The 859-nt window shown below is 66.0% G+C and carries 1 protein-coding gene; it reads left to right on the forward strand.

Going from position 1 to position 859, the window contains the following annotated elements; translation table 11 throughout:
- Nucleotides 1-206 precede the first annotated feature (206 nt).
- Nucleotides 207-650 carry a DUF5956 family protein gene (locus N866_RS18680; protein WP_034229609.1) on the forward strand — a complete coding sequence of 148 codons (444 nt, stop codon included), beginning with the start codon at nucleotides 207-209 and terminating at the stop codon, nucleotides 648-650.
- Nucleotides 651-859 lie beyond the last annotated feature (209 nt).

An 859-nucleotide genomic window follows, 5' to 3' on the forward strand; every position in this document is an offset into this window, starting at 1 on the left:
CTCTCTGACGACTACTTCGGAACCATCACTGGGAAGCACCAGCCGCAAGTCTCCGGCGCCCCAGTCATGACCGTTCCAACTCTCCGGAGCCCCAACTTCAACTGCTTCGGTACGGGGAACTGCTACTTCCCTAACGCCTGAGAGTAGGGTGCGGGTGGGAGACGTTCTTGCCGTCCACCTCCCACCCGCACCCACTAGGAGGCCCGATGGACGCCTGGTACCAGCTGGTTGACGCCGACCCCGGACTCGGATCATGGGTCGACCTGCCGCCGACCGGGTGGGGTGCTCTCGTAGCTCTCCTCGCCGGGAAGGGTCGCGCGCGCCTGGTGCCGGCGCAACCCACGTTAGTTAAGGAAGTCTGCACGGACGCCGGCGGGCGGCAAGCGGTGCGGTACGTGGAGCAGACTGAACAGGAACGCGACGAACTGGCGGTTGACGTCGCGAGTTACCTCGCCCGCTACGGCTTTGCACCGCCTCCTGCCCGCGTTCTCTGGCAACTCTGGCTCCCGGCGGGTCACTCATTCGCAGAAGTCGAGGAAGCCCTCATTCAAGCCCAGATGTCTGTGGCCGACGGAGACCTCGAAGGTGAGGTGGCGGCGCTCAGGACGGCCTTGGGTTCCGTCCTCGGGAATCAATCCCAGTCCCATTAATGCGGTCGTAGCCACCGCAGCGCGACGTGCCGGCCCAAGGGCTGCGGGCTCGCCGGCCGCTCCCTGCATGCTCCTGCTCCGCGACGGTGCCGCCATTTCCCCGACGGCGAGGCTTCGAACAAGGGAGACGAACCCGTCCCGTCCGGGCGTGGTCGTTGGCTTCGGCGGTGGAACCAGCGGAGGAAACCGGCTCATCCGATTCCAGGGTG

The sequence above is a fragment of the Actinotalea ferrariae CF5-4 genome, from assembly GCF_000603945.1.
GTDB classification, from domain to species: Bacteria; Actinomycetota; Actinomycetes; order Actinomycetales; family Cellulomonadaceae; genus Actinotalea; species Actinotalea ferrariae.